This window comes from Neoroseomonas lacus (genome assembly GCF_014644535.1).
Classification (GTDB): domain Bacteria; phylum Pseudomonadota; class Alphaproteobacteria; order Acetobacterales; family Acetobacteraceae; genus Neoroseomonas; species Neoroseomonas lacus.
In genome coordinates this window covers 471,558-494,998 of the sequence record NZ_BMKW01000001.1, presented here as the reverse complement: position 1 = coordinate 494,998, position 23,441 = coordinate 471,558, and the positions used below count along the sequence as shown (strand labels likewise).

The following is a 23,441-nucleotide window of genomic DNA, read 5'->3' as shown; positions in this document are numbered from 1 at the left end:
GGAAAGGGGCAAGTAAAAAAGCTGAAACCTGCCAGCCGATGGACCGCATGACCGCCCCTTTGAAGCCGCGCCAGGCCGCCAAGCGCCAAGCCATCCTGGCGGCGGCGGGGCGGCTGTTCATGGCCGAGGGATTGTCCGGCACCAGCATGGATGCGGTGGCGCGCGAGGCCGATGTCTCGAAGGCAACGCTCTATGCGCATATAGCGAGCAAGGATGCGCTGTTCGGCGCGGTGGTGACGGAACGCTGCGACGCCATGGCGCGTGAGGCGGTGGCGTTGGCGGGGCACGGCACGTCGCTGCGCGAGGGGCTGGCGCGCTTCGGGGCGGCGACGCTGCGGTTCCTCGTCTCGCCAGGCACGCTGGCGATATACCGCATCGTGATGGCCGAGGGGCCGCGCGCACCGGGGATCGCCGCGACCTTCTACGAGGCGGGGCCGATGGCGGGGCGCCGCGCGCTGGCCGCGTGGCTGGCGGATGAGCAGCGGCGCGGCCGGCTTGATCCGACAGTGGATGCCGATGTGGCGGCGGTGGATTTCGCCGGGCTGCTGCGCGGCGATGTCTGGCTGCGCGCCGGGCTTGGGCTCGGCGTGCCGGATGACGCCGCGCTGCGGGCGGCGGCGGAGCATGCCGCCGCCGTGTTCTGCCGCGCCTATGGGACGGTTCAGGCCGCGCGGACGGCCTGAACCGTCGGCATCAGAAGATGCCGGGCTTGCTCTCGGCCAGCGTGCCGGCCGGCAGGGCGACGTTGAGCGCGCTGAGTTCGCCCGCCTTCAGCTTCGGCAGGTTCTGCACCACCTCGATGAAGCGGTTGGTCTCGCGGGCCGTGAGCAGGCCCTCGGTGATGGTGCGGAACTTGCGGATGTAGTCCTCGCGGCCGAAGGGCTTGGCGCCGTTCGGGTGGGCATTCGCCACGCCCAGTTCATCGACCAGCTTCGAGCCGTCCTTGAACAGGATCTCGACGCGGCCGCCGAAGGCCAGCTCGTCGGGGTCCTTGGAATGGTACTTGCGGGTCCATTCCGGGTCCTCGGTCGTGACGACCTTGTGCCACAGGCGGACCGTGTCGGCGCGGCCGGCGCGCTTGGGCGCGTAGCTGTCGACATGGTGCCAGCGGCCGTCCTGCAGGGCGACGGCGAAGATGTACATGATCGAGTGGTCGAGCGTCTCGCGGCTCGCCTTCGGGTCCATCTTCTGCGGGTCGTTTGCCCCGGTCCCGATCACGTAGTGGGTGTGGTGGGAGGTGTGGATCATGATCCTCTCGATGGCGTCGAAGTCGCTGATCTGCTCGCGCATGCGGAAAGCGAGGTCGATCAGCGCCTGGGACTGGTACTCGGCCGAGTGTTCCTTGGTGTAGCTCGACAGGATGGCGCGTTTGGCCTCACCGGGCTCGGGCAGCGGCACGTTGTAGTAGACCGGGCCATAGACGTCGTCGCGATTGGAACGGCCCGAGAGCACCCAGGCAATGACGGAATCTTCGCCTTCATAGATCGGCGAGGGGGCGCCTTCGCCGCGCATGCAGCGGTCGACCGCCTCGATTGCCAGCTTGCCGGCATGGGCCGGGGCGTAGGCCTTCCAGGAGCTGATCTCACCCTTGCGCGACTGGCGGAACGAGACGGTGGTGTGCAGCGCCTGCTGGATGGCCTGGAACACCACCTCCTGCTTCAGGCCGAGCAGCGTGCCGATGCCGGCGGCGGCCGAGGGCCCGAGATGGGCGATGTGGTCGACCTTGTGTTCATGCAGGCAGATCGCGCGCACCAGGTCGATCTGCAGTTCGTAGCCGGTGGCGAGGCCGCGGATGAGGTCCTTGCCCGACTTCTCCATCGCCTGCGCCACGGCAAGCACGGGGGGGATGTTGTCGCCGGGGTGGGAGTAGTCGGCGGCGAGGAAGGTGTCGTGCATGTCGAGCTCGCGCACCGCCGTGCCGTTCGCCCAGGCCGCCCATTCGGGGGAGACGGTGGTCGAGGACTTCACGCCCATCACCTGCGCACCGCCGGCCTTCTTGGCGTGGCCGAGCGCCATACCGCGGGCGGAGACGACCGGGCGGCGGTTGATCGCGGCGATGGCCACCGAGGCGTTGTCGATCACCCGGTTGATGATCATCTCCTGGACGTCTTTCTCGACCGGCACCTTGTCGGTGGCGACGCCGGCCATCTTCCAGGCGAGCTGGTCCTCGCGCTTGAGCAGCGACTTGGACGGGTGGACCTTCACGGGGTGGAGCTTCACGGGCGTTCTCCCTTCAACAGAGCACTAAAGAGCACGAATGATGCCTTGTGCCCTCGTCTGGCGCGATCGTCCAATCCGGCCGGTCGAAGGGCGGGCATGCCGTCCGCTTCGCCCGACCATGCATCCTTTCGATGCGTGCGACCGGCCGTCTTCGGCGATCAGCGCAGGAAGCGCTGCTCGAGGTCCCGCATGTGGTCGTCCCCCTGCAGGGCGAAGATGTCCCGCACCGAGGCGATGCGGGATTCGACGCCCGCGATGCCACCCTCGGCGAGGATGCGCCCGAAGGTGTCGCGCATCGCGGCGACCGCGGCGCGGATCGCGTGGTTGCCGCAGATGATCAGGCCGACCTTGCCCAGCGCGGCGATGTCGCCGAAGGACAATTGCGGATAGGAGGTCGGCACCAGCACCAGCGGCACCTGGCCGGGCCAGGACTGGCAGAAGGTGATGATCTCATCGGGCGTCTTCTGCTTGGAATGGATCAGCACGGCATCGGCGCCGGCCTCGGCATAGGCGATGCCGCGCCTGAGCGCCTCGTCCTGCCCGAGGCCGGCGATCAGCGCCTCGGTGCGGGCGATGACCAGCGGGCCGCCCGCCACCCGCGCGGCTTCGACCTTGCCCTGGAATTCCTCGACCGGCACGAGTTCCTGCCTTCCGCCGACCCGCAGGGAGGAATCCTTGGGGAAGGTCTTGTCTTCCATCACCACGGCGGCGACGCCGGCTGCCGCGTAGCGCGGCACCAGGTAGGCGACCGAGACGGCATTGCCGCTGCCGGTGTCGATATCGGCGACGACCGGGGCGTCCTGCACCTCGACCATGGCGCGCATGGCGGCCAGATGCGTCTCCCAGGACAGGATCGAGGCATCGGGCACCGCATGGGCGGCCGAGAGCTCGAAGCCGCTGCCCCAGATGGCGCCGAAGCCGGCCTCGGCGGCGAGCTTGGCGGAGAGCGGATTGTGCGCCGACATGGCGATGGCCGGGTTGTCGGGGGTGAGGCGGGCGCGCAGCAGCGCGGCGGGCGTTTGCATGCCGCGATGCTCCACCGCCGCGGCCATCGCATCAAGACGGACAACCGGGCCCGGGGTGGGCATGGCGCGCGGCTGGCGGTAGCTTCCCGCCTTCCTTCTTGCCGGGAGTCCCAGCCCATGTCCGACGCCGCCCCCTTCGACCGCGTCATCCGCGGCGACATCGTCCTGTCCGACCGGGTGCTGCGCGACGGCTATGTCGCCATCCGTGGCGAAACCATCGCCGCGATCGGCGAAGGGGCAATCCCGCCGGCCAAGGATGTGGTGGATTTCTCCGGCAAGTATGTGATGCCCGGCCTGGTGGACGGGCATATGCACACCTCCTCCTCGCGCGGCTGGCCGGGGATCAAGGGGGCGTCGATGTCGGCGGCGGCCGGTGGCGTGACCACCTGCGTCGACATGCCCTATGACGTGCCGCGGCCGGTCACCGATGCCTCGATCCTCGCCGAGAAGATCGAGGTGGTGAACAGCCTGTCGCATGTCGACATGGCGCTGTACGGCACCATCAGGAAGGAAGGCGGGGTAGACGCCATCGCCGGGCTGGCGGAAGCCGGCGTCTGCTCCTTCAAGCTGTCTACATATGAGTATGACCCGGTGCGCTTCCCGCGCATCGACCATCCGACCATGGTCGCCGCCTTTCGCGAGATCGCCAAGACCAACCTGATGGTTGGCATTCACAATGAAGACCAGGAGATCGTGGTCCGCATGACGGCGGAGGCGAAGGCCGCCGGCCATACCTCGCCGATCTGGCATTGCCGCACCCGCCCGCCGCTGTGCGAGACCATGGCGGACCTCGAGATCTTCGAGATCGGGCTGGAGACCGGGGCGCATGTCCATATCGCCCATTCATCGCTGGCGCGTGGCTTCGACATCGCCGAGGTGTTCCGCAGGATGGGCGGCAAGGCCTCCGGCGAGGCCTGCATCCAGTACCTGTGCATGACCGAGGAGGACATCATCCGCCTCGAGGGCTTCGGCAAGTGCAACCCCCCGTTCCGCACGGCGGACGAAGTCACCCGCATGTGGGACGCCTTCGCCGCCGGCAAGATCGCCTATGTCTCGACCGATCACGCGCCCTGGCCGAAGGATCGCAAGACCTATACCGGTGATATCTTCACCGTGGGCGCCGGGCTGACCGGCATGCAGTCCTTCGCGCCGCTGATGTTCACCCTGCTTACCGAACGCTCGCTGCCGGTGACGCTGATGGCGAAGTACTGCGCCGAGCGGCCGGCGAAGTTCCACGGGCTGTTCCCGAAGAAGGGTGCGATCCGCATCGGGGCGGATGCCGATTTCGTGGTGATGGAGACCGGCGACTTCACCTTCGACGCGCGCGAGATCCAGGACGACGAGGATGCCCGCTGGTCGCCCTATGACGGGCGGCGGATGTCGGCGCGCGTTGCCTCGACTTGGCTGCGCGGTGCGTGCATCTGGGACGGCAAGACGGTGCTGGCCAAGCCGGGGGCCGGGCAGTTCGTGCCGCGCCAGCACAACGGGACCTATCTCGGCGATGAGTGACAAGCGACCACCCGGCCATTGGGTGAAGCGCCCGCCGCGGCCCTCGCGCGCCGGCGATGCGCCGCCGCCGCGCCAGAAGCCAGGCTTCGGGCCGGCGATGATCGCCATCGCGGTCGGGCTTGGGCTTGGCCTGCTGGGTGCCAGCCTGTCGGCCCAGGCCGGGGTGCGCGAAGGCGTGCCCGGGCTGCTGCTCGGCGGTGGCTTCTGTCTTGGTGCCGCGCTGGTGTGGCGCGCGTTTGGTGGCACGCTTCAGGATTTCAGGGATCTCTTCAAATGAGCCGTATCATCCGCCTTGCCGGCGCCCAGATGGGCGCCAACCAGAAGGCCGACAGCCGCCGCCAGATCCTCGATCGCATGATCGCGCTGCTGGACGATGCCGCCGGCCAGGGCGCGCAGCTCGTCGTCTTCCCCGAACTGCCCTTCACCACCTTCTTCCCGCGCTGGCTGTTTGAGACGCAGGCTGAGGTCGATGCCTGGTTCGAGACATCGATGCCCGGGCCGAACACCCAGGCGCTGTTCGACCGGGCGAAGGCGCTCGGCGTCGGCATGTATGTGGGCTTCGCGGAACTCACCCCGCAGGGGCAGCATTTCAATACGTCGATCACCGTCGGGCCGGATGGGACGATCCTCGGCAAGTACCGCAAGATCCATCTGCCAGGCACGGTGGAACCGCGCATCGGCGACCGTTTCCAGCAGCTGGAGAAGCGGTATTTCGAGTATGGCGATCTCGGCTTCCCGGCCTTCCGTGGGCCGGAATCCTGGGGCCGCGCCATCATGGGCATGCTGATCTGCAATGACCGCCGCTGGCCGGAAGGCTGGCGCGTCTATGGGTTGCAGGGCGTGGAGCTCATGCTGATCGGCTACAACTCCGCCGCCTATGACCCGATGGGCGGGACCACCGAGGACGCCTCGCTGCGCACCTTCCACTCGACGCTCGCCGCGCAGGCCAATGCCTATATGAATGCGACCTGGGCGGTCTCGGTCGCCAAGGCCGGCAATGAGGATGGCTCCGGGTTGATCGGCGGGTCGGTGATCGTCAGCCCGAATGGCATCGTCGTCGCCGAGGCGAAGACGCTCGGCGACGAGGTGATCGTCGCCGATGCCGACCTCGACGCCTGCCGCCAGGGCAAGGAGAAGATGTTCAACTTCGCCGCCCATCGCCGGCCGCAATGGTATCGGCCGATCATCGACCAGGTGGGCGCCGTCCCGCCGGCCTGACCGCGCGCGCCGCTTGCCGCGCCGTTGCGTGGCGCCCAAACTCCGTCCCAACAATCATAGGGATGGAGGAAGCGGCGCCATGGACGGCATCCTCACCGGCACATCGACCGAGGCTGCGGCACGGGCCTGGATCGCGGATTTCGCGGCGGCGCTCGAAGCCGCCGACGCCAGGCGTCTCGCCGCGCTGTTCGGGGCGGAGTGCCATTGGCGCGACATCCTCGCCTTCACCTGGGACCTGCGCACCGTCTCGGGGGCGGCGGCGATCGCCGGGCGGCTGCTGCCGAGGCTAGCGGCCACGACACCGCGCGGTCTCGCCCTTGCCATGGACCGCACCCCGCCGCACCGCGTCACCCGCGCGGGGACCGAGGCGATCGAGGCCATCTTCACCTTCGAGACCGCGACAGGTCCCTGTACGGGCGTGGTTCGCCTGGTGACTGAGGGCGGCGCCGCGCGCGCCTGGACGCTGATGACCTCGCTGGAGGAGATCCGCGGCCATGAGGATCCGGCCAATGGCAAGCGTTGGCGGGATGTCGACTGGAAGCGGAATTTCGGCGGCGAGAACTGGCTCGACCGGCGCAACAAGGCGCGTGCCTATGCCGCCCGCGACCCGGCGGTGCTGGTGGTGGGTGCGGCGCAGGCCGGGCTGTCGGTCGCGGCGCGGCTGGGGCTGCTCGGCGTCGATACGCTGGTGGTGGACCGCGACCCGCGCATCGGCGACAGCTGGCGGCAGCGTTATCACGCGTTGACGCTGCACAACGAAACGCGCGTCAACCATTTGCCCTACATGCATTTCCCGAAATCCTTCCCGGTCTTCATCCCGAAGGACATGCTGGCCAATTGGTTCGAGCTCTACGCCGAGGCGATGGAGCTGAATGTCTGGACCGGCACGGAACTCGCCGGCGGGTCCTGGGACGAGGCGGCGCAATGCTGGGAGGTGACGCTGCGGCGCGCCGATGGCCTGACGCGGCGGATGCGCCCGCGCCACATCATCATGGCCAATGGCGTCTCCACCACGCCGATCATGCCCGACCTTCCGGGGCTGAAGGACTTCAAGGGCGCGGTGCGCCATTCCAGCAAGCTCGGCAGCGGGCGCGACTGGGCGGGCAAGCGGGCGCTGGTGCTCGGCACCGGCACCTCCGGGCATGACGTGGCGCAGGACCTTGCGGTCTCGGGCGCGGCGGAGGTCAGCATCATCCAGAACCGCCCCTCGCTGGTGGTCAGCCTGAAGGAAGCCCAGGCGCCCTACATGCTTTACGACGAGGAGATCAGCTTCGAGGACAAGGACCTGCTCGCCACCTCCTTCCCCTATCCGGTGATGCGGCGGGCGCACCAGCGCATTGTGGTGATGAACCGCCAGGCCGACAAAGCGTTGCTGGAGGGACTGGAACGGCGCGGCTTCCGCCTGAACTTCGGCGAGGACGATACCGGCTGGCAGATCATGTATCAGAACCGGGGCGGCGGGTATTACTTCGATGCCGGCTGCTCGCAGATGATCATCGATGGCCGCGTCGGGCTGCTGCAGTTCGCCGATATCGAGCGCTTCGGGCCTGACGGGGCGGTGATGAAGGATGGCTCGGTGACGCCGGCCGACCTCATCGTGCTCGCCACCGGGTATGAGGGCCAGGCGGCGGCGGCGCGGCGGCTGTTCGGCGATGCGGTGGGCGATCGGGTCGGGCAGGTCTGGGGCTTCGACGACGAGGGTGAATTGCACGGCATGTGGCGCCCCACCGGCCAGAATGGGCTGTGGTTCCATGCCGGCGGGCTGGCACAATGCCGCATCTATTCGAAGGTGCTGGCCTTGCAGATCAAGGCGCGGGAATTGGGGATGGTCGCGTGATCGAGGTCGTCCAGGATGAGCAGACCGGCTTCTTCCGCGTGGTGACGCTGCGCGGCGAGACGCTCGGCATCGCCCGCACGCGCCCGGCGGCCGATGACCTTGCGGAATTGATGCTGGAAGCCTGGGAGGAAGCGCTTTCCGCCGCCGCCGCCCGGGCGCGGCTGAAGCATGGGGCGGCGATCATCGAGCCGCGGTGAGGCGGCGCGAGGTGGAGGGCAGCGGGTGCACCGGTTGTTCTATGCGCAGGGATCCTCCTCGCTTGCCGCTCATATCGCCCTCGAGGAAGCCGGCATCGAGTTCGACGTGCAGCGCATCGATGAGGATGCCGGCGAGCATCGCCGCCCGCCCTATCTCGCGATCAATCCGCGCGGCAAGGTGCCGGCGCTGCGCCTGCCGGATGGCTCGGTCCTGGTCGAGAACATCGCCATCCAGTTCTACGCCGCGCGCAGCAATCCGGCGGCGGCGCTGCTGCCACCCGATCCGGCCGGCGAGGCACAGGTACTGGCAATCATGGCGCTTTTTGCCACCGCGGTGCACCCGGCCTTCTCGCATTTCTTCGCCCCGCAGCGCTTCACCGGCGACCCGGTGGGCGAAACCGGGGTGCGGGAGCGCGGCCTCGCGACCTTTCATGAGCATTGCCGTGACATCGATGCTCGGCTCGCCGGGCGGGTCTGGCTTTTCGACACCTATACGCTTGCCGATGGCTATGCCTTCGTCTTTTACGGCTGGGGGCTAAGGGCCGGCCTGCCGATGGAGGCGCTGGTGCATTACACCGCGCATCGGGCACGCATGATGGCCCGTCCCGCCGTGTGCCGGGTTCTCTCGCGTGAGGCCTGAGGGCAGTGCCGCCGGGCCTCGACCGAGCGGACCTGGATGGTTAGGACTCGCCGAGCCATTCGGAGCTCCCGCCCATGACCCGCAGCCTCGTCCTCGCCGCCGCCCAGCTCGGCCCCATCCAGAAGGCCGAGGGCCGTGACGCCGCCGTCGGCCGCATGGTGCGGCTGATGGAAAAGGCGCACCGGATGGGCGCGCAGGTCGTCGTCTTCCCGGAACTGGCGCTGACCACCTTCTTCCCGCGCTGGTACGAGGAGGACATCGCTCAGGCCGACCATTGGTACGAATCGGCGCTGCCGTCGAACGAGACCGCGCCGCTGTTCGAGGCTGCGCGCAAATACGACATCGCCTTCCATCTTGGCTATGCCGAGAAGACGGCGGATGGCCATCGCTACAACACTGCCGTCTTCGTCAGTCCGGGCGGTGAGATCATGCTGAAATACCGCAAGGTCCATCTGCCCGGGCACAAGGACTACGACCCGATCCGCAAGGTGCAGCATCTGGAAAAGCGCTACTTCGAGGTCGGCAATCTCGGCTTCCCGGTGATCCGCGCCCCGGTCGCCGGGCAGGAGGTCAACGTCGGCATGCTGATCTGCAACGACCGGCGGTGGCCCGAGGCCTGGCGCGTGCTGGGGCTGCAGCAGGTCGAGCTGGTCATGCTCGGCTACAACACGCCCTCGCTGAACATGGATAACCGCGGCTTCGAGGCGCATCACCTGCGCGTCGCCCATTCGCACCTGACGATCCAGGCCGGCTGCTACCAGAACGCCTGCTTCGCCGTCGCCACCGCCAAGGCGGGCACCGAGGACGGCCACGAGCTGTTCGGCCATTCCATCATCGTCAATCCGCAGGGCGAGATCATGGCCCAGGCGACCTCCTGGGGCGACGAACTGATCGTCGCGGAAGCCGACCTCGGCATGTGCGACCTCGGCCGCACCACCATCTTCAATTTCGAGAAGCACCGCCGGCCCGAGGCCTATGGCCGCATCACCGCGCAGGTCGGCAGCGAGCCGCCGGCGGTGTGGTCCCCGGCGCGGGCGGCGGAATAGCCGCACCTGGGGCAGAGGGTTGGCGGCAACCACGCGTTGAACAGCGGCGCGCCGCGCCCACGGGCGCCTGGCGCGGCGCCCTTCGCAAGCGTCGCGCAGTTCGCCCTAGCTTGTTGTTTTCATGCGTATCTTAACCCGACCATGTGATTCCATCCGATCGGGATCTGCTCTAGGATCGTGGCCGACATTCCTCAGGACGAACACCCCATGCTTCGCCTTCTGCTGCCGGCCATTCTCCTCATCGGTGCCTGCGAGCAGCGGCCGCCCATCCCGATCACCTATGTGCCGCAGGCGCCGACTCCGGCCGCGGCCGGCACCGCGGCGCAGCAGGATTCGCAACGTCTGAACCGGGCGATGAACCAGGAGACGCGGCAGGATCGTGCGCAGGATGCCGACCCTTATGCCGCCTCGATGTCCGGCATGCCGACGCCGTCCACCGACCTCGATGTGGGTGGCAACGACGTCGGTGGGGCTGTGCCGCAGGTAGGCATCCCGTTCAGCGGCATCTGACCGCGGCCTCGCGACGTTGTCCGTGCGGGGCGCGGTGCCGCCTGCCGTGGCGTGGCCGGTGTCGTGTCCGACATGCTTGTTGAGGAGGGGAAGCAATGCGCCGCATGATCCTGATGGCCGCGGTGCTCGCCGCTGGCTGTGCCGAACAGCCCATGCCGCCTGCCGCGGCACTGCCGGCCCCGGTGCCCCGCAGCGCCCCTGAGCAGCAGGGCGCGCGCCGCCCCCCACCAACCGCCCAGCCGAGCGGCGAACCCGGCTATGCGCCCTTCGACATCGGTGGCTCGGGCCAGGGGCCGGTGATGCCGGACCAGGTCCCGCCGGCCTTCCGCAACTTCTAGCGCGGCGCCCCGTCATCCGGCGCCATGGCGGAAGGTCTCCGCAGCACGCGGTTGGGGGATGCCTCGTCGGCCCGGCGCTGCCGATGCAAGCGGCCAGGCTTGTTCCGACCGCGAAGCCCGGGAACGGCGATGCCTACTCGGCCGCCATCCGGACCTGCCCGCCGCGTGCCGCCACGACCGCCAGCAGCGCCTGCGTTGCCGCCGCCTGGCAGGGTTCGATCACCGGCACGCCGCAGGCATCCTCGGCGAAGGCGCGATGCCCGGCCATGCCGGCGCAGCCGAGGATGATCGCCTCCGCCCCCATCGCCACCAATTCGCGCGCCGCCTCGGCCAGCCGGGCGCGTGGCGCGACCGGGTCGGTGAGCACTTCCATGTCGAGGTTGAGCGGGACCGTGCCGGCGAGCCGCCCTTCCACCCCCAGCGCCTGCAGCGCCCGGCGCTGGCGCGGCTTCGATTTGTCGGTGAAGGCGACGATGCCGAAGCGTTCGCCGCGCATCATCGCCGCGGCGACGGCACAGCGCAGCGTCCCGAAGACTGGCTTGTCGGTCGCGGTGCGCACCGCCTCGATCCCAGGGTCGGAGACGCAGGCAATGACATAGGCATCGGCCTTCTCGCGCTCGACGACGCGGCACAGCGGTTCGGCGATGCCGTACCAGTCGCGCCAGGTGACGATGGCGGGCGGCCCCTCGGCGATGCGCATCACGTCGAAGCGCGGCAGCCCCGGCGCCGCAAAGGGCGCGATGGCGGTAGCGATTCCGTCCGTGCAGGACAGGCTCGAGTTCGGGTTGATCACCAAGATGCGTTCGGCCATCACGCATCCTCGCGCCGAGTGCATGGCTGCTTCAAGCCCGTCCTGGTGCGTCAAGCTTGAATTTTCGGCACGAAACGTGTTTATGTTGCATTGCACAATCGGCGCCGCGAGAGCGTCAGCGAAAGGAACGCCACATGCCCTGGACTTCCGAGCCGGCCCCCGCCGCTGTCGCCGCCGCCCTGCCGCCGATCGGCACCGCCCTGGCGCGTGGCGCGATGGGCCGCTGCCCGGTCTGCGGACAAGGCAAACTGTTCAACGGTTATCTGCGGCTGGTCGATGAATGTTCGCAGTGCCACACGCCGCTCGGCCGCATCCGCGCCGATGATGCGCCGCCCTATTTCACCATCCTGATTGTCGGCCACGTCCTGGTGCCGATCGTCTTCGTCGTCGAGCGCGCCTGGCATCCGCCGATGTGGGTGCACATGGCGGTGTGGCTGCCGCTGTTCGCCATCCTCAGCGCGCTGTTCCTGCGCCCGGTGAAGGGGGCGGTGGTGGCCTGGATGATGCGTCTCGGCCTGACCGGCACCGAGCAGGGCGCGCAGATCCCGACCCCGCCGACCCGAACGGTGCCGCGCGATGCCTGAACAGCGTCTGATCCGGCTGGAACTGCCGGAGGAAGCACCGGCACCTTCCGCCTTCGCCGAGGCCGACCGTCGCCAGGCGATCGCCGACCTGCTGTCGGGCAACCACTTCGACCCGCCCAACCTGCCGCCGGGTCCCTATGCGCTGGCGGTGTCGGTGCGGGAAGGGCGGCTGGTGCTCGACATCCGCGATGTCGACAACCGGCCGCTGCATGTTCTGGCGCTGGCGCTCGGCCCGTTCCGCCGGCTGATCAAGGACTACCACATGGTGGTCGAGGCGCATGAGCGGGCGGTCGCCGAAAGCGGCCCGGAGTCCCGTGTCCAGGCGATCGACATGGGCCGGCGCGGGCTGCACAACGAGGGTGCCGAACTGCTCCAACAGCGCCTCAAGGGGCGGATCGACGTCGATTTCGAAACGGCGCGGCGGCTGTTCACCCTGGTCTGCGCGTTGCACCAGCGCATCTGATTTCCTGACCCGACGTCTTGCGGAGCTGGTTTTCGCACCACCCGACATGGTTTTCGGTGACCTGCCCGTTCCTACGGTTCGCTGGAATGTCAGTGACCTTTGCCGGCAGGACACCAAGGCGATGTCCGACCTTCCGGACGCGTCACTCCCCCTCGCTCGGCCACCCATTCGGGCGATTGTCACCGTGACAGGCGCCCTGGGCCGGAGCCGTCCGATCGAAAAGCGTGCCGGGCGGATCGAGCTGCAACCGGTTGCGCTTGTCGTCCCGCATCCAGTCGTGCGACTGCGGATGCATCGGACCATGCATGCATCGCTGAGGACACCCCCGCCATGAAGATCGACGGCATCTGGTACCGCAGCGTGCGCGTGGATGCCGATGACGGCTGGTCCGTGCGCATGCTCGACCAGACGAAACTGCCCTGGCACGTCGAATGGCTGCGCCTGACCGATGAAGCGCAGGTCGCGCACGCGATCCGGTCCATGCAGACGCGCGGCGCACCGCTGATCGGCGCCGCTGCGGCCTATGGCGTGGCGCTGGCGATGCGGCGCGACCCGGCGGCGCTGGAGGCTGTCTGCGCGAAGCTGGCGGCGACGCGCCCGACCGCGATCAATCTGCGCTGGGCGATCGAGCGCATGCTTGCCGCGCTGCGCAGCCTGCCCGAGGCGGCCCGTGCCGCCGCCGCCTATGCCGAGGCGGCCGCCATCGCCGAAGACGACGCCGCCACCTGCGAGGCGATCGGCCGCCACGGCCTGCCGCTGTTGCAGGCCATCGCGGCGCGCAAGCCGAACCAGCCGGTCAACGTGCTGACGCATTGCAATGCCGGCTGGCTCGCCACGGTGGACTGGGGCACTGCGCTCGCGCCCATCTACATGGCCCATGATGCCGGCCTGCCGATCCATGTCTGGGTCGATGAGACGCGGCCGCGCAACCAGGGTGCGGCGCTCACCGCCTTTGAACTCGGCGCCCATGGCGTGCCGCACACCGTCATCGCCGACAATGCCGGCGGGCACCTGATGCAGCATGGCGAGGTCGACATCGTCATCGTCGGCACCGACCGCGTGACGCGCAACGGCGATGTGGCAAACAAGATCGGCACCTATCTCAAGGCGCTGGCGGCGCAGGATAACGGTGTGCCGTTCTGGGTGGCGCTGCCGCATTCGACGCTCGACATGCGCGTCGCCGATGGCGTCACCGAGATTCCCATCGAGGAACGCAGCCAGTCTGAAGTGACCGACCTGACCGGCCGCACCAAGGATGGCCGGATCGAGACCATCCGCGTCGTCGCCGAGCACAGCCCGGCGGCCAACCCGGCCTTCGACGTGACGCCGGCGCGGCTGGTGACCGGGCTGATCACCGAACGCGGCCGCATCGCGGCGACGGCCGAGGCGATCGCTGCGATGTATCCCGAGAAGCCGTGATGGCCGGCTGGAAGACCGCCTGGCGTTCCTTCTACTACGACGGCGCGCCCGAGGCGGAGGACCCGGTGTTAGTGAAGGGCCGCGTCGCGCTGCTGGTGATCGACGTGCAGAACACCTACCTGGTCCAGGCCAACCCGGCCGGGCTGCCACCGGCCGAGCAGGCGCGCATTGCCGGTTGGGCGCCCTTCCACGACCGCATGCATGGCACGGTGATCCCGACCATCGCGCGGCTGGTCGAGCGCTTCCGCGCCGATGGCAACCCGGTGGTCTTCGCGCGCATCGCCTGCCTGACGCCCGATGGCGCCGACCGCTCGCTCAGCCAGAAGAAGCCGGGCTGGAACAACATCTTCCTGCCGAGGGATGCCGAGGCCTCGCAGATCGTTGCCGAACTCGCGCCGCGTCCCGGCGAGGTGGTGGTGACCAAGACCACCGATTCCGCGCTGACCGGCACCAATCTGCGGCTGGTCCTGCACAACATGGGCGTCACCCATGTGGTCTGTACCGGCATCTTCACCGACCAATGCGTGTCCTCCACCGTGCGGTCGCTGGCCGATGAATCCTTCGATGTCATCGTGGTCGAGGATGCCTGCGCGGCCGGGACCATGGAGTTGCACACGCGCGAGATCGAGATCCTCAACCGCATCTATTGCGAGGTGATGCGCGCCGACGACCTGCTCAGCTACCTGCCGGCTTGACCGGCCGCGCCGCGGGCGCAGGATCACGGGCATGGAAACGCTCGACGAATTGGCCGCAACGCTCGGCCCGCGCCACTGCCTCACCGAACCGGACGACATCGCCCCCTATGCCGTGGATTGGCGCGGCACCTGGCACGGCACGCCGCGCGCCGTACTGCGGCCGGGCAGCACGGAGGAGGTCGCCGCCACGCTGCGTGCCTGCGCCGCGCAGGGGCTGTCCGTGGTGCCCGCAGGCGGCCGCACCGGCCTGTGCGGCGGCGCCATCGTGGCTCAGAACGGGCCGCCCTCGGTGGTGCTCAGCCTCGAACGGATGAACCGCATCCGCGACGTCGATGCGCGCGACTTCTCGCTGGTCGCCGAGGCTGGCTGCGTCATTCAGAACGTGCAGCAGGCGGCGGTGGCGGTGGACCGGCTGTTCCCGCTCTCCTGGGGCGCGCAGGGCTCGGCGATGGTCGGTGGCGCGCTGTCCACCAATGCCGGCGGCATCCGAACCCTGCGCTGGGGCAATGCGCGCGACCTGGTGATGGGTCTCGAAGTGGTGCTGCCCGATGGCCGCGTGCTGAACGACTTGCGCCGCGTGCGGAAGGACAATTCCGGCTACGCGCTGCGCCACCTCTTCCTGGGTGGGGAGGGTACGCTCGGTGTCATCACCGCCGCCGCGCTGCGGCTGGTGCCGGCGCTCAAGCGGGTCGAGACCGCCTTCGTCGCGGTGCCCTCGCCGGATGCCGCGCTGGCGCTGTTCTCACGCGTGATGGAGAGCGGCGCGGATGTCATCGCCTTCGAACTCATCATCGGCGAATGCATGGAGATCGTCAGCCGCAATGGCATCGGCATCCGTATCCCGCTGCCGGTCGGCAGCCCCTGGTATGTGATGGTTGAACTTGCCGCCGCGCATCCCTCGGTGCCGCTGCGCGAGATGCTGGAGGACACGCTCGCCGCCGGGGCCGAGGCGGAGGAGGTGCTTGACGCCGCCATCGCCGAGAACGAGGCGCAGCGCGCGATGATCTGGCGCATCCGCGAGGACTGGCCCGATTGCGGGCGGCGCGAGGCGCCCTCGGTCAATACTGACACGGCGGTGCCCGTCTCGGCGGTGCCGGCCTTCTGCGCGCGGGTCGGGGCGGCGCTGGCCGAGCGTTGGCCGGAAGGGCGGCTGATCGCGATCGGCCATGCCGGCGACGGCAATATCCATGTCAGCCTGATGGCGCCACGCGGTACCGACTATGCCGCCTGGAGCGTCCGCGCCAGCGGGGCGGAGGAGGTCGTCAACGCGATCGCCGTCGATCTCGGCGGGTCGTTTTCCGCCGAGCACGGCATCGGGCAGTCGAAGCGGCATGCGATGGCGACGCACAAGGACAAGGTGGCGCTCGACCTGATGCGTGCGGTCAAGGCGGTGATCGACCCGACGGGGATGATGAATCCTGGCAAGATGCTGCCCTGACGGGGGGAGTGCCGCTGAAGCACTGGAGGGGCGTTGGACCGCAGGCGTGAGGAAGGTGCGGCCGCGCGGTAGAAGCGGAGAGGGCTTTGCCCCCTCCGCGCGAGGCAGTGCCTCACGCCCCCACCAAAGACCTAAGGGCCTCTGGACACCAATACTGGGCGTTGCGCGGGCCGGGATTTGCGCCGGGACGATGCGGCCGCCGCGCCCGAAACGTGGTCGCGATTCACGGCACTATGCTCGAAAGCGTGCCTATGCTGCCCAGTACCACGTCCCGGCGGTCCAGGGTGCCCGGCACCCTGGCGGGGTGAGGTTTGGAGAGGGGCAGCGCCCCTCTCCAATCGCCGACGGCAATTGGCGCGGCGCCTTCCCCAAGGCGCCCGCGCGTCACGGCGCCCCGGTGCTGCCCCAGGCGCCGAGATGCACGAACTCACCGATCGGCTTGCGCATCCGCGGCGCCGTCTCGCGCGCCGCCAGCGCTTCCGGCAGCGCCTCGGCCGGGCCGGGGTGGCCGAGGGCGACCATCACCAGCGGGTCGAAGCCCTCGGGAATGGCAAAGGCCTCGCGCGCCTTGGCGGCATCGAAGCCGGCCATCTGGTGCACCTGCAGGCCGGTCGCCGCCGCCTGCGCGGCGAGGTTCGCCGTCGCCTGGCCGAGGTCATAGGCCGCATGCCGGTTCGGGTTGCCGTTCGCGGCGAAATGCGTGCGTGCGATGCCGAGGATCAGCACCGGCGCGCGCCCGGCCCAGCCCTGGTTGTTCGCCGACAGGCAGGCGAACAGCCTGGCATGCGCCTCCGGCTCGCGATCCTTGCGGGCGACAATGTAGTTCCACGGCTGGTCATTGACGCAGGAGGCCGCCCAGCGCGCGGCTTCCAGCACCTGCGCCAGCGCCGCGTCGGGCACGGCGCGGTCCTCGAAGGAGCGCGGGCTCCAACGCGCGGCGAGGACGGGCGCGATCGGATGCGCGGCGGGGGCGGTGCGGTCGGTCATTGGTGAAGTTCCTCCGGCGCCTGGATGGCGCGTTGTCGTGGCCTCTCGCCTGCCGGCTCGGCCGGGTCAAGACGCCGCCCTTGCCGTGCCGCTCCTGACCGGGGCACATCCGGTGTGCCGGGAAGGATGCCGCCATGTCGTTCGAGGATGCCGCGTTGCGGCTGGTCATCTCCCTGTTGCTGGGCGGGGCGATCGGTGTGGAACGCCAATACCGCCAGCGCGCCGCCGGGCTGCGCACCAATGCGCTGGTCGCCCTCGGGGCGGCGGCCTTCGCGCTGGTCGGATTTTCCATGGCGGGGGAGGCGAGCCCGACCCGCATGGCCGCGCAGGTGGTCTCGGGCATCGGCTTCCTCGGCGCCGGGGCGATCATGCGCGAGGGGCTGAACGTGAAGGGGCTGAACACCGCGGCGACGCTGTGGTGCTCGGCTGCGGTGGGCGTCGGCTGCGGGGCGGGGTTCTTCGCGCTGGCGACGCTGGTGGCGGGGCTGATCGTGGTGGTGAACATCGTGGTCCGCCCGCTGGTCGCGGCGATCGACCGCTCGCCGCGATCGGGGGCGGAGGTCGAGCGTGTCTTTCGCATCACGGCGACCGGCGCGGCCGAGAGCGAGGCGGCGCTGCGCCTTCTGCTGGTCAAGCAGATCGCCGCCAGCGAGGCGCGGTTGCGGCGCCTGGACAGCGAGGACCTGCCATGTCCTGACGGCGGCACCGCGCGCGTCGCCCTGACGGCGCAGGTGGTGGTCGGCGGCGCGGCCGAGGAACGGCTGGAGGCGATCACCGGCCGGCTGAGCCTGGAGCCCGCCGTGACGCGGGCGGGTTGGGCGGAGGTGGGTGAATGACCGCGAAGAGGGCGCGTCGATGGCGCTGGCACGCGCTGGCGGCCGGGCTCGCCTGCCTCGCAGCCTGTGCCGCTGCCCCGCCGCCACCGCCGGAGCCGGTCATCCGCTGCCACGAAATTCCGAATGGTCTCGTCGAATGCGCGGTCATCGAGCCGGGGCAGGAGGCGCCCAGCGCCGGGCACTGAGTTCAATCGCCGCCGGCGGCCTTCGGTGGCGTCAGCAACCCGCCGGCTACGAGCAGATCCGCCGTCGCCGGGCTGAACGCCGCCGGGATGTCATAGACCAGCGCGATGCGCAGCAGCGCCTTCACATCGACGTCGTGCGCCTGGGGGGCGAGCGGGTCGGGAAAGAAAATCAGCGCGTGGATTTCTCCCTCGGCGATCATGCCGCCGATCTGCTGGTCGCCGCCGAGCGGGCCGGACTTCACCAGGCGGATCGGCAGGTCGGGGCATTGCTCACGGATCGTCCCGCCGGTCGTCGCCGTGCAGACCAGCGCATGCGGGGCGAGTTCCGCCGCGTGGCGCGTGGCCCAGGCGGCGAGCGCGGGCTTCATCCGGTCATGCGCGACCAGGGCGAGGGTCAAGGGCATGCCGGAACTTCCTCGATGGTGTGGCACACCAGCTTGCCGGCGGCGGTGAACCGCGCCACCTCGGCATCCGCCCCGGCGCTCGGCCCGCCGATGCGCAGCACCGCATCGCAGCGCTCGGCCAGCGCGAGGGAGAGCGGCATCATCACCTCGTCGAAGGCGTCGCACTCGGCCGCTTCGATGACCGGCAGCGCCATGTTCACGCCGATGACCGGCACATGGCCGAGGCGGAACAGCGCGAGCGCGGCGCGGTTCATCTCGGCCACGCGTACCGCGCGGGTCGCCTCATCGGCATCGCCACTGGTGTATGGCCCGGCGACCATGATCCACATCAGCCGAAGGTGGTCAGCAGGTCGTCCACCTGCGCCGGCGTCAGGCCGCGCGCGCCCACGCCGCGCAGCAGCAGCGCGAGGCGGGCCGATTCCTCGAGTTCCTCGGCAGCGGCGACGGCATCGGCGAGTGTCCTGCCGCTGACCACCGGGCCGTGGTTGGCGAGCAGCACCGCCTTCGCGCCCTTCGCCGCCTCGTGGATGTCGCCTTCCATCGCGCCGTCACCGGGCCGGTAGTAGCGGATCACCGGCAACGAGCGGCCGACGCGCATGACGAAATACGGTGTCAGCGGCGGGATCGGCGCCGTCTCGCCGGGTTCGGCGAGGCATCCGATGGCGGTCGCATAGGTCGAGTGCAGATGCACCACGGCGCCGGCATCCGGCCGCGCTGTCAGCACCGCGCGATGCATGAAGACTTCCTTCGACGGCTTGTCCCCGCCGATATGCGACCAATCCGGCGCGAGCTTGCTGATCCGCGCCGGGTCGAGCCGCCCGAGGCAGGAATTGGTCGGCGTCATCAGGTACCCGTCGGCCAGGCGCACGGAGATGTTGCCCGCCGTGCCGACCGAATAGCCGCGCTGGAACAGCGAGGCGCCGAGCATCGCCAGTTGATCGCGGAGTGCGGCCTCATCCATGGCTGAACGCCTTGAGGAAGAAGTCGCGTGCGCCGAAATTGCCGGACTTCAGCGCGAGATGCAGCCCGGTCGGGTTGGCATAGGTCCAGGGCACGCCGGGGTCGATCTCCGGCCCGATGCGCAGCGAGGTCACGCCGAGACGTTGCACCACCGCGCCCGAGGTCTCGCCGCCCGCCACCACCAGCCGGCCGACACCGCGTTCCACCAGCCCGGCGGCGATGGTTGCGACCGCGCTCTCCACCAGCGCGCCGGCGGCATCGCGGCCGAGCTTCGCCTGCAAGGCCGCCACCTTCTCCGGCGTCGCGGAGGCCGCGATCACCACGGGGCGGGATGCCTCCAGCTTGCCATCAACCCAGGCCAGCGCCTGGGCAGCCATCGCCGCCGCATCGGGGGTGGCGAGCGCATCCAGTTCCAGCACCGGCACATGGTCGCGGGCAAGGCCGATCTGACCGAGCGTCGCGCGCGAGCAGGACCCGGCGACGACGGCGGCGAAACCCTGCATCGGTGGCAGCGCATCGGCATCCGGTCGCGCCGGCAGCAGCCCGGCGCGGCGGAAGTTCTCCGGCAGCCCCATCGCCACGCCCGACCCGCCGGTCACCAGCGCATGCGGGGCCACCGCCTCGCCAATTGCCATCAGATGCTCGTCGGTGACGGCATCGACGATAGCCCAGCGGCGGCCGGCCTCGACCAGGCGCGTCATCGCCTGGCGGATCGCCGCAGCACCCTGTTCCACCGTGTTGAAGGGCACGAGCCCGACGCCGCCCTCGGCCTGGCGCGACAGCACGCGCACCAGATTGGCGTCGGTCATCGGGGTGAGGGGATGGTTCTCCATCCCGCTCTCATTCAGCAGCGCGCCGCCGACGAACAGGTGGCCGAGATAGATCGTCCGCCCATTGGTCGGGAAGGCCGGGCAAGCGATGGCGAAGCCCGAGCCGAGGCGCTTCAGCAGCGCATCGCCGACCGGGCCGATATTGCCCTGGTCCGTGCTGTCGAAGGTCGAGCAGTATTTCCAGAACAACTGCTTCGCGCCGGCCTTGGTCAGCGCGTCGCAGGCGGCTAGGGACTGCGCCACCGCATCGGCGACCGGCGCGGTGCGCGTCTTGAGCGCGATGATGACGGCATCGGCCTCGGGCAACGGCCCATCGGGCACGCCGATCACCTGCACGGCCGACATGCCGCCCTTGACCAGCGTATTGGCGAGGTCGGTCGCGCCGGTGAAATCATCGGCAATGCAGCCGAGCAGCAGGGGCATTGTCGCCCTCCTTCAGAAAACGGGCGTGCCGTCCTTGCGGAAATAGACGCTCTTGCCGTCCGGTCCGGGCCGGACCATCAGGTCATCGTCGGGGTAGTCGACCTTCTCGAAGGGCGTGCGGTCGCCGATTTCGAGATAGACGCAATCGGCCGTGCCGCGATTGACCAGGTGGTGCGCATCCCCGGTGCCGGCGCGGAAGCCGGCGCACATGCCGGCCTGCATGGGCGTCTCGCCGGCATCGGTGACCAGGGTGCAGGCGCCCTCGACGATGTAGACGAACTCGTCCTGCTTCTCATGCGCATGGCGCAGCGCCGAGGCGGAACCCGGCGGCAGGCGCGTGAGGTTCACGCCGAAATTCTTCAGCCCGAACAGGTCGCCGAGGATCGTTTTCTGCCGCCCGCCGATCTTGTCGACCAAATCGGCCGGATAGTTCGACGGCCGCGCGCGCGGCGGCACTTCGGCGGCGGTGACGGCGATGGGGGGCTTGTCGCTCATGGACGGCGTCCTCTCAGCCAGGGGGCAAGGCGAGCAGATCCTGATGGCCGATGCGCACCGAGAGCAGCCCATCGGCTGCCTGGGCGCGTCGCGTGGCGATCCAGTCCTCGATGGCGGCCGCGCCGCGCCGTTCCCAGGCCAGCGCCGCCGTGCCGTGGCCGGTCGCGATCTCCTGGGTGAAGAAGCGCGCGCGGCGGTCGATGATCCAATCGGACGGCGCGCGCAGCACGGTATAGCCATGTGCCGCGAAGGCCGCCGCCATCACGGAAGGCGCGGCCGGGCCCAGCGCCACGCCACCGAAGCCCTTGTCGCGCCGCTGGTCGCGCCGGAAGCCACGCGCCACCAGCGCATCGGCGCGATGCGGCGGCCAGAAGCGCTCGCGCCCCGTCACGTTCAGCGCGGCATAGAAGGGCAGGCGGCGCGCGGCGCAGGCGGCGGCCATGCGCTCCACCCAGGCCGCCGAGACCAGGTCGCACAACGCCGTGCTGACCACCGCGTCGGCCTTGTCGAGCGGCAGCATCTCCGGCGCCTCGGCGAGGTCGGCGAGCAGCCCCTCGATCCGCCAAGCGCCGCCGGGCGCATGCACCAGCAGCGTCTTCTTCCCCGGGAAGGTGGCCGCCACGCCCACCGCCTCGGCCCGTTCGGCGATGGTGTCAAAGGCGCGCGACATCAGCTCGGCGTCGGCATCGACCATCGTCCAGGCCTGGGCGCGGTCGATGAAATGGGCGAGCCAGCGGATCAGGCTGCCGGTGCCCGAACCGAGGTCGAGCAGCCGCGGCCGCGCCGGCAAGGCCTCGGCGAGCCGGAAGGCGAGGTCGATGTCGCGCGCCGCGGCGTCATAGGGTTCGCGCAGGTCGAGCCAATCGCCGTCGAAGCCTTCCGACATCAGGCGTAGGCCTTCTCGATCTCGGCACGGAACGCCGTGGCGCGGTCGGGCCAGCGCGGCAGGGCCTGGCCGCCGGACCAGGCCGCCTCGGCCATCTCGGCGCGCAGGTCGGCGTCGAAGATTGCCCGGCGCATGCCCTTGGACAGCGACACCACGTCATCGACCGGCGAGACGATGGCCGAGCCCGGCACCACCACCTCGGCGATCGCGCCGCCGGCGGTGATGGCCAGCGGCAGGCCGCGCGCCATCGCTTCTGCGGCGACCATGCCATAGCCTTCCCATCGCGTGGCTAGGGCGAAGAGGTCCGCGCGGTGATACAGCGCCTCCAGCGCCGTGCCCGTCAGTTCACCCGCGAAGGTCACACGGTTGGCGATACCGAGTTCCTCGGCCAACGCCTTCAGCCCATCGGCATGGACGATGTCGCGCCGGCTGTCGCCGACGATGGTCAGGCTCCATTCGAGGTCGGTGAGCCGGGCCAGGGCGCGCAGCAGCACGTCATGCCCCTTGCGCGGCACCAGCGTGCCGACCGAGAGGATGGCGCAGCCCGGCCCGCCCGACCCCGCCGCACGCGTGGCTTCGTCGGTGCCGGGCTCGACCACGCCGATGCGGTCGGGATTGGCGCCGAATTCCTCAGGCAGGCGCCGCGCCGTGAGCGGGGAGGTGCAGACGATCCGCGCCATGGCGCCGAACAGCGCGCGTTCGCGGGCCTTGAGCACGGTGCGCGCCGCCTCGGACGCGCCATGTTCGAGCGCCGTCGGGTGATGGATCAGCGCGACCGCGCGGCGTTCGGCGAGTTCCTGCGTCAGCGGCAGGAAGGCCGGCAGGCCGAGCCCGTCGATGACGATCCGCGCATCGGCCGGCAGGGCACGCAACGCGGCCCGCGCTCCCTCGGTCGAGGCCTCGTCCGGGGCGGGGTGGCTGCCGGGCAGTTCCACCACCTCGACGCTCTCGCCCAGGGCGCGCAGGCCCTCGACCATGCGCCGGTCATATATATAGCCGCCCGAGATGGCGTCGAACGGCCCCGGCACCAATAGATGCAGGCTCACGCCGCCGGTGCTCCTTCATAGGCCGCCCAGGCGATGTGGCTTTCCTTCAGCAGGATCTTCAGCCCCGTCACCGCGCGCCCGCCATCCCCGAGCCGGCCTTCGGCGAGCGCCGCCGAGAGCAGCCTGTGGATATGCGCGCAGAGATACTCGGTGGTGGTGTTCTGCCCGGCGAATTGCGGTTCGGCATCGAGGTTGCGGTAGTCGAACCCGTCCAGGATGCGTCGCAGCTCCACCTTGGCAGCGGCGATGTCCACCAGCAGGTTCAGGCGGTCGAGTTTCGGCGCGCGAAACTCGGCCTCCACCACCATGGTGGCGCCGTGCAGGCGCTGGGCTGGCCCGAATTCCTCCCCGCGGAAGGAATGGGCGATCATGACGTGGTCGACGACGGTCAGGCTGAACATGCAGCCTGTTTAGCGGTGCCTCAGCCTCCCGTCACGCG

Annotated in this window: 29 protein-coding genes; 17 read left to right on the top strand and 12 right to left on the bottom strand. The window is 69.6% G+C overall.

The genetic code is table 11. From position 1 onward, the window contains the following. Nucleotides 1-47 precede the first annotated feature (47 nt). Entirely contained in the window at nt 48-683 is a 636-nt protein-coding gene (locus tag IEY36_RS02475; protein WP_188965318.1) for a TetR/AcrR family transcriptional regulator, read from the top strand. Between the two features lie 10 nt (nt 684-693). Here IEY36_RS02475 and IEY36_RS02470 read toward each other — a convergent pair whose 3' ends face one another. Further along, on the bottom strand, nt 694-2,220 hold the full coding sequence (locus tag IEY36_RS02470) for an MmgE/PrpD family protein (protein WP_188965317.1): 1,527 nt from the start codon (nt 2,218-2,220) through the stop codon (nt 694-696). Nucleotides 2,221-2,378: 158 nt separating this feature from the next. Beyond that, a complete protein-coding gene (locus tag IEY36_RS02465) occupies nt 2,379-3,245 on the bottom strand; it encodes a phosphonopyruvate hydrolase (RefSeq protein WP_188965316.1) in 867 nt (288 codons plus the stop codon). A 117-nt stretch (nt 3,246-3,362) separates the two neighbouring features. Between IEY36_RS02465 and IEY36_RS02460 the strand changes: the two genes are divergently transcribed. The 9 genes from IEY36_RS02460 to IEY36_RS02420 all read left to right on the top strand — a co-directional run bounded on the left by IEY36_RS02460 (nt 3,363) and on the right by IEY36_RS02420 (nt 10,540). Then, complete coding sequence (locus IEY36_RS02460) at nt 3,363-4,754, top strand: dihydroorotase (protein ID WP_188965315.1); 1,392 nt, start codon at nt 3,363-3,365, stop codon at nt 4,752-4,754. Then, a complete protein-coding gene (locus IEY36_RS02455) occupies nt 4,747-5,031 on the top strand; it encodes a hypothetical protein (protein WP_188965314.1) in 285 nt (94 codons plus the stop codon). The genes IEY36_RS02460 and IEY36_RS02455 overlap by 8 nt, the downstream gene beginning before the upstream one ends. After that, nucleotides 5,028-5,972, top strand: a complete 945-nt coding sequence (locus IEY36_RS02450) for an N-carbamoyl-D-amino-acid hydrolase (RefSeq protein WP_188965313.1) — start codon at nt 5,028-5,030, stop codon at nt 5,970-5,972. The genes IEY36_RS02455 and IEY36_RS02450 overlap by 4 nt, the downstream gene beginning before the upstream one ends. Before the next feature lie 79 nt (nt 5,973-6,051). Then, a complete protein-coding gene (locus tag IEY36_RS02445; RefSeq protein ID WP_188965312.1) occupies nt 6,052-7,809 on the top strand; it encodes a flavin-containing monooxygenase in 1,758 nt (585 codons plus the stop codon). Further along, nucleotides 7,806-8,006, top strand: a complete 201-nt coding sequence (locus IEY36_RS02440; RefSeq protein WP_188965311.1) for a hypothetical protein — start codon at nt 7,806-7,808, stop codon at nt 8,004-8,006. Before IEY36_RS02445 ends, IEY36_RS02440 begins: the two co-directional genes overlap by 4 nt. 25 nt (nt 8,007-8,031) lie before the next feature. Continuing rightward, nucleotides 8,032-8,646 carry a glutathione S-transferase family protein gene (locus IEY36_RS02435; protein ID WP_188965310.1) on the top strand — a complete coding sequence of 205 codons (615 nt, stop codon included), beginning with the start codon at nt 8,032-8,034 and terminating at the stop codon, nt 8,644-8,646. A gap of 74 nt (nt 8,647-8,720) precedes the next feature. Next, entirely contained in the window at nt 8,721-9,692 is a 972-nt protein-coding gene (locus tag IEY36_RS02430; protein WP_188965309.1) for an N-carbamoyl-D-amino-acid hydrolase, read from the top strand. 207 nt (nt 9,693-9,899) lie between these two features. Next, a complete protein-coding gene (locus IEY36_RS02425; RefSeq protein ID WP_188965308.1) occupies nt 9,900-10,202 on the top strand; it encodes a hypothetical protein in 303 nt (100 codons plus the stop codon). 95 nt (nt 10,203-10,297) lie between these two features. After that, complete coding sequence (locus tag IEY36_RS02420) at nt 10,298-10,540, top strand: hypothetical protein (RefSeq protein ID WP_188965307.1); 243 nt, start codon at nt 10,298-10,300, stop codon at nt 10,538-10,540. 133 nt (nt 10,541-10,673) lie between these two features. Here IEY36_RS02420 and IEY36_RS02415 read toward each other — a convergent pair whose 3' ends face one another. Continuing rightward, complete coding sequence (locus tag IEY36_RS02415) at nt 10,674-11,351, bottom strand: aspartate/glutamate racemase family protein (RefSeq protein ID WP_188965306.1); 678 nt, start codon at nt 11,349-11,351, stop codon at nt 10,674-10,676. Between the two features lie 134 nt (nt 11,352-11,485). On the opposite strand from IEY36_RS02415, the gene IEY36_RS02410 reads away from it, so the two are divergent. The 5 genes from IEY36_RS02410 (at nt 11,486) to IEY36_RS02390 (ending at nt 15,950) form a co-directional block, all read left to right on the top strand. Further along, nucleotides 11,486-11,935 carry a DUF983 domain-containing protein gene (locus IEY36_RS02410; protein WP_188965305.1) on the top strand — a complete coding sequence of 150 codons (450 nt, stop codon included), beginning with the start codon at nt 11,486-11,488 and terminating at the stop codon, nt 11,933-11,935. Then, entirely contained in the window at nt 11,928-12,398 is a 471-nt protein-coding gene (locus tag IEY36_RS02405) for a UPF0262 family protein (protein WP_188965304.1), read from the top strand. Before IEY36_RS02410 ends, IEY36_RS02405 begins: the two co-directional genes overlap by 8 nt. A gap of 330 nt (nt 12,399-12,728) precedes the next feature. After that, nucleotides 12,729-13,817 carry an S-methyl-5-thioribose-1-phosphate isomerase gene (mtnA, locus tag IEY36_RS02400; protein ID WP_188965303.1) on the top strand — a complete coding sequence of 363 codons (1,089 nt, stop codon included), beginning with the start codon at nt 12,729-12,731 and terminating at the stop codon, nt 13,815-13,817. Continuing rightward, nucleotides 13,817-14,512: a cysteine hydrolase family protein gene (locus tag IEY36_RS02395; protein ID WP_188965302.1), complete on the top strand. Its 696-nt coding sequence runs from the start codon at nt 13,817-13,819 to the stop codon at nt 14,510-14,512. Before mtnA ends, IEY36_RS02395 begins: the two co-directional genes overlap by 1 nt. Nucleotides 14,513-14,543: 31 nt before the next feature. Continuing rightward, entirely contained in the window at nt 14,544-15,950 is a 1,407-nt protein-coding gene (locus IEY36_RS02390; RefSeq protein WP_188965301.1) for an FAD-binding oxidoreductase, read from the top strand. 384 nt (nt 15,951-16,334) lie between these two features. On the opposite strand, the gene IEY36_RS02385 is transcribed toward IEY36_RS02390, so the two are convergent. Continuing rightward, nucleotides 16,335-16,937, bottom strand: a complete 603-nt coding sequence (locus tag IEY36_RS02385; protein WP_188965300.1) for a nitroreductase family protein — start codon at nt 16,935-16,937, stop codon at nt 16,335-16,337. Between the two features lie 134 nt (nt 16,938-17,071). On the opposite strand from IEY36_RS02385, the gene IEY36_RS02380 reads away from it, so the two are divergent. Continuing rightward, nucleotides 17,072-17,773, top strand: coding sequence for an MgtC/SapB family protein (locus IEY36_RS02380; RefSeq protein ID WP_188965299.1), 702 nt, complete (start codon nt 17,072-17,074; stop codon nt 17,771-17,773). Further along, nucleotides 17,770-17,958, top strand: coding sequence for a hypothetical protein (locus tag IEY36_RS02375; protein WP_188965298.1), 189 nt, complete (start codon nt 17,770-17,772; stop codon nt 17,956-17,958). Before IEY36_RS02380 ends, IEY36_RS02375 begins: the two co-directional genes overlap by 4 nt. Before the next feature lie 2 nt (nt 17,959-17,960). On the opposite strand, the gene IEY36_RS02370 is transcribed toward IEY36_RS02375, so the two are convergent. From IEY36_RS02370 to IEY36_RS02335, 8 genes are read right to left on the bottom strand one after another with little or no spacing between them, the layout of a single operon-like run. After that, on the bottom strand, nt 17,961-18,362 hold the full coding sequence (locus IEY36_RS02370; protein ID WP_188965297.1) for a methylglyoxal synthase: 402 nt from the start codon (nt 18,360-18,362) through the stop codon (nt 17,961-17,963). Then, nucleotides 18,353-18,682, bottom strand: coding sequence for a DUF1937 family protein (locus IEY36_RS02365; protein ID WP_229681035.1), 330 nt, complete (start codon nt 18,680-18,682; stop codon nt 18,353-18,355). The genes IEY36_RS02370 and IEY36_RS02365 overlap by 10 nt, the downstream gene beginning before the upstream one ends. 8 nt (nt 18,683-18,690) lie before the next feature. After that, nucleotides 18,691-19,323 (bottom strand): 3-oxo-tetronate 4-phosphate decarboxylase, encoded by a 633-nt coding sequence (gene otnC, locus IEY36_RS02360; RefSeq protein ID WP_188965295.1) that lies wholly within the window; start codon nt 19,321-19,323, stop codon nt 18,691-18,693. After that, nucleotides 19,316-20,575, bottom strand: a complete 1,260-nt coding sequence (otnK, locus tag IEY36_RS02355) for a 3-oxo-tetronate kinase (RefSeq protein ID WP_188965294.1) — start codon at nt 20,573-20,575, stop codon at nt 19,316-19,318. Before otnK ends, otnC begins: the two co-directional genes overlap by 8 nt. A gap of 12 nt (nt 20,576-20,587) precedes the next feature. Continuing rightward, nucleotides 20,588-21,070 (bottom strand): cupin domain-containing protein, encoded by a 483-nt coding sequence (locus IEY36_RS02350; RefSeq protein ID WP_188965293.1) that lies wholly within the window; start codon nt 21,068-21,070, stop codon nt 20,588-20,590. A 13-nt stretch (nt 21,071-21,083) separates the two neighbouring features. Then, nucleotides 21,084-21,956, bottom strand: coding sequence for a class I SAM-dependent methyltransferase (locus IEY36_RS02345; RefSeq protein ID WP_188965292.1), 873 nt, complete (start codon nt 21,954-21,956; stop codon nt 21,084-21,086). Then, entirely contained in the window at nt 21,956-23,002 is a 1,047-nt protein-coding gene (locus IEY36_RS02340; RefSeq protein WP_188965291.1) for a glycosyltransferase family 4 protein, read from the bottom strand. Before IEY36_RS02340 ends, IEY36_RS02345 begins: the two co-directional genes overlap by 1 nt. Continuing rightward, the gene (locus tag IEY36_RS02335; protein WP_188965290.1) at nt 22,999-23,403 is read right to left on the bottom strand and encodes a 6-pyruvoyl trahydropterin synthase family protein; all 405 of its coding nucleotides are present in this window, start codon (nt 23,401-23,403) and stop codon (nt 22,999-23,001) included. Before IEY36_RS02335 ends, IEY36_RS02340 begins: the two co-directional genes overlap by 4 nt. Nucleotides 23,404-23,441: the final 38 nt, after the last annotated feature.